Source organism: Brevundimonas sp. SL161 (assembly GCF_049896985.1).
GTDB lineage: Bacteria > Pseudomonadota > Alphaproteobacteria > Caulobacterales > Caulobacteraceae > Brevundimonas.
In genome coordinates, this window is record NZ_JAFCVJ010000060.1 from 1 (window position 1) to 4,109 (window position 4,109).

Annotated in this window: 3 protein-coding genes; all 3 read left to right on the top strand. The window is 57.5% G+C overall.

The features are described 5' to 3' along the window. Nucleotides 1-371: 371 nt before the first annotated feature. The 3 genes from ACP7AU_RS17475 (at nucleotide 372) to ACP7AU_RS17485 (ending at nucleotide 3,856) form a co-directional block, all read left to right on the top strand. On the top strand, nucleotides 372-1,046 hold the full coding sequence (locus ACP7AU_RS17475; RefSeq protein ID WP_426052249.1) for a recombinase family protein: 675 nt from the start codon (nucleotides 372-374) through the stop codon (nucleotides 1,044-1,046). Continuing rightward, nucleotides 1,043-2,050 (top strand): hypothetical protein, encoded by a 1,008-nt coding sequence (locus ACP7AU_RS17480; RefSeq protein WP_426052247.1) that lies wholly within the window; start codon nucleotides 1,043-1,045, stop codon nucleotides 2,048-2,050. Before ACP7AU_RS17475 ends, ACP7AU_RS17480 begins: the two co-directional genes overlap by 4 nt. A gap of 348 nt (nucleotides 2,051-2,398) precedes the next feature. Beyond that, nucleotides 2,399-3,856 carry a hypothetical protein gene (locus ACP7AU_RS17485; RefSeq protein WP_426052248.1) on the top strand — a complete coding sequence of 486 codons (1,458 nt, stop codon included), beginning with the start codon at nucleotides 2,399-2,401 and terminating at the stop codon, nucleotides 3,854-3,856. The last annotated feature ends 253 nt before the right edge of the window (nucleotides 3,857-4,109 follow it).

Sequence of the window (4,109 nt, forward strand, 5' to 3'; positions counted from 1 at the left end):
AAGAACGCCCACTCCGCATCCGACATCAAACCACGAACCATGGCTGCTCTCCGCAAAGAACAGCCTTGAATCAGCGATCAGCTGATTTGGGAATCCACTTTGTCCACATCACCTAGGACCCGAGCCACGGGCCAAGCATCAGACCAGACCCGTCCTAAGGCCGCGTCCGCAACAGGCCGCCTCCCTTGTCTGCCTTAGCCGACCCATTGTGCTTTCGAACCTAGGTCCGCTAACCACCCTTCTCGGTCCTTCGGAAGGTCCGCTTTCAGCCGACAAAGCCGGTGAGATAGCCCTTCGTTCCCCATCCGGCAGGGTGTATCATTTGGTTCAACGACCGATGCGACTGGAGCCTCACCATCACGAACCGATACATCGCGTATTACCGCTGCTCCACGAAGCGCCAGGGGCAGTCCGGTCTCGGCCTCGACGCCCAGCGATCGGCTGTCGCGGTATATGTCTGTGACGGCACGCTGTTGATGGAGTTCGAGGAGGTCGAGAGCGGCACGAAGGCTGATCGACCGGCCCTGGACGAGGCGTTGCGGCAATGCCGGATGCGGGGTGCGGTTCTCGTGATCGCCAAGCTGGATCGGCTATCTCGGAACGTGTCCTTCATCGCCAAGCTCATGGACCAAGGCGTCGACTTCATTGCCGTGGATATGCCCTCGGCGAACCGCTTCACCCTGCACATCATGGCGGCGATGGCCGAGCAGGAGCGGGAGATGATCTCGCAGCGGACAAAGGCGGCATTAGTGGCCGCCCGTCAACGGGGTGTGGTCCTTGGCGGACGTAGAGGCGAGCACCGGATCGAAGACCATGCCGCTGCAGGACGGGCCCGATCGGCTCAGGTGCGCACGATCAAGGCGTCCCGGCTTGCGGACGATCACCTGCAGATTGCAGACCAGATCAGGCGCGACGGCATCGGATCGGTCCGGGGCATCGCCAACGAGTTAAATGCCCGTTCCATCATGGCACCACGCGGTGGTCTATGGTCGGGTGCGCAGGTTAGCAGGCTGTTGCGACGGGCATCGACTGGAGCGTCTGCATGAAAGACGTCCCACTATCTCCCGAGCAGGAACGGGAGATCGCGACAGCCCTAATCGGGATGGAAGGCGACCTCAACGACCCCGTGGCCTTAGCCAGATATGAGAAGCAGCTTCGACGGCTGGTCCAGGATGGCGCAAACGCCAGCGCTAAGGGCCGCATACGCTTTCGAGAGCAACTCGCCATCGCGCAGAGCTTCGGTCATCCCGAGCCCGAAGAATACGCCCGCAACCAGGCCGCACACCTCGCCAAGATCGAGGCGCTGGAGCGCCGAAGAGACCGAAGTTTCCGGCAGGCGAAGGCGGACATCTTGAAGTTCGCCAACAAGGCCGCCGCCAAGGTGGAGAAGACGTCCAGAACTGCGCATACAAGCCTGCGTCGCCGGGCTCAAGCAGACAGGTTCTTCCTTGCCACCACTGGCGTCGCGGAAAAGGAAGGGCGTCCGGTCAAGGGCGGTTTAGTAGGAGCCGAAATCCAAAAGAAATATCCAGGCTACCGACTACCCCACTGGGAGAAGACGACCATGCCGTTGAAGGTGATGGCGTTGTCGGTGGAGAGTCACAAGCAAGGGGCTCATACCATCAGCCTTCATCTATCGAAGGACATCGACGAGGCGGCACGGAGATCACCACGTGGCATCGTCAGCTACATGCAGGACAGGATCCGCAAGGCGATGAGGGAGACCTTCGCCGATGATGCCCCGGAGTTCTGGTTCGTGCTGGAGAGGGACAATGCGATCCGGTTCCACCTTCATGGTGCGGTGGTCATTCCCCAGCCCGGCTGCGAACCGATGATCGACGAGGCGCTCAGGAAAGCTGGCGGGAGCTGGAGCCAGAAGTCGTTTCAGCAGGTTGGAAGGCCGGTGAGCCAGCCGATCTGGTGGGCGCACTACACGACGAAGAGTTTGAACCTGACGGTGATCGACATAGACACCCGACTATTCGCTTCAACGCTTGGAATACGGCAGGCGGCGCGAGACGGATGGGACGGCCTCCGACGGCAGTTTTGAAAGTTGCTCGCGTGACTTGTGTTGAGTCAAGACACGCGAGTGGTTCAAGGTTGCTTTAAACCGATCTGGAGGTGTGCTGGAGACGCAAGTCGATGCTTCCGGTGACATTGTGCGCAACAACGCTGTAGAGCGCTCCTGGGCGATTTCTCAGAGACCGCAAATCTGCGCCCCGGAAGCGGACATCGTGGACTTCGCCTAGGGGTGGGAACCAGTAGTCAAGAAAGGAGACTGTAGGCCACCGGTGCAATCAAGATGGACGTCAAGTCTACAGCCTTTCCTGGCTAATCCGCCTGCCATATTTTGACCGCTTTTGACTAATGACATCTAGCATCGGTTGTGGGGCAAGATATGATCAAACGTTGTGGGGCGGGCCTCGCTGGCGCTCTCTTTGCCCTGACCCCGAGTGTTTCGATCTGTCAGGTCCCTGAGCCTGAAGCGAGCCTGGTAGCAAAGGCCCAGCAGATCACAGACCGATCAACTGAACTTGCGAGAATCTGGCCCGGCTATTGGCCGGAAGGCCAGGCGTTCGTGCTCTATGAGCCTGCGAACGGCGCAGTGATCGTGGGCACTGACGGGAGTTCAAACAGCGTCCGCTATCAGGCAGGTGAGTTGCCGGGAGCCGACACGACATTTGTCTTCGACTATCCAGGTGGGTCGCCGAATATGATGCTCATGACCTTGGGTTCGGATTGGAGTGCTTCGGCTCAAACGCTGTTCCATGAACAATTTCATGATTTTCAATCTGATACCTTCGACAAATCGGACATGCGTTTTGGCGGCGAGTATGTTGATCTTTCTTCGATCACTGATCGTATCCGCTTCACTGCCGCAGCGGAGATGGAGCGACGTATATTGGCTGATGCCTTGTCGGCTCAGACGGATACACAGCGAGATGATTTAGTCAGACGTTATTTCGTATTACGCCGTGAGCGCGAAGCGACCGCCAGCCTAGTGATTGCGTCTGTAGAGCGGAATAAGGAACGATATGAAGGCACGGCTGTGTTCGTCGCAGAGACCGCACGCGCTTTGGTTGCCCGGAACGGCGGAGTCAGTCTCACAGACGGCCTCGTCAAGTCATTGCGAGACGACCTACACGGGGACGCAGATCGCCCTTACGCCACAAGCTGGTTCAGGTGGAGAGCCTATGGCGTGGGGGCTGCGTTATGCTGGCTACTAGAAAAGAGGGGCACGGATTGGCGCGCGCGCGTCGAACGCGGTGAAGCGCTCGATCTAATCCTTGAGGAAATCATCAACCCAATCGACCCAGACGACATCGCCTCTATATCGGCGGATACGCGACGGCTCTATGATGAACCAAAACTTATCGATGAAATACAGTCGACCTTGGCTGCCCTTCCCGAGAGTGTTGAGACTGTTGCTGACTTCAACGCCCAAAGTGGACTTCGGCTGGTTTTGAATATCGACATCCCAATGGATCGCCTTCTAGAAGGGAGGACGTTTTTTCAGTCGCAAGGAATGATCGCCTTAAGTCCCACCGCAATGGCTCTGCCTGATGTCACTAACTTTCACATGGAGCGACCCGGTATATTGTTACGTGTAGCGGGTTTTACTATGATGACGGATTCTGATAGCATCATGAGAGCAGGCGTTCCTGTTCGCCGGTCATACACAATACTCCTAAAGGACAGCGAAATATTAACTGACATCATCGCTTTAGGATCAGGGGAACATACTCAAGACTCTATATCGATCGATTTTTCGGGGCTGAAATTGAAGATCGAACAGCCCGTGACTGTGTCTGCTGATGGAGACCAAATCTCTATCAATGCCGTTATAGACCAATAGTCTGCATAGTCTGTGGGTCATCCAGAGCCGCTGGCTTGAATGTCTGGTATGGGTCGGACTCAGCGGTTGGCTGTCGGCCCCAAAATAGACATTGGGGCTACCGCCGCAAACCGGACCCGCCGAAGGTCTGTTCGGGGTGGCGGGCTCAACTGATCGCTGCAACACACGCGGCGAAGGTCTCCGCTGGCGTCCGATAGAGCAAGGTCTTTCTGGGCCGTTCATTGAGCTGCCGGGCGATGGCGTTTAGCTGGGG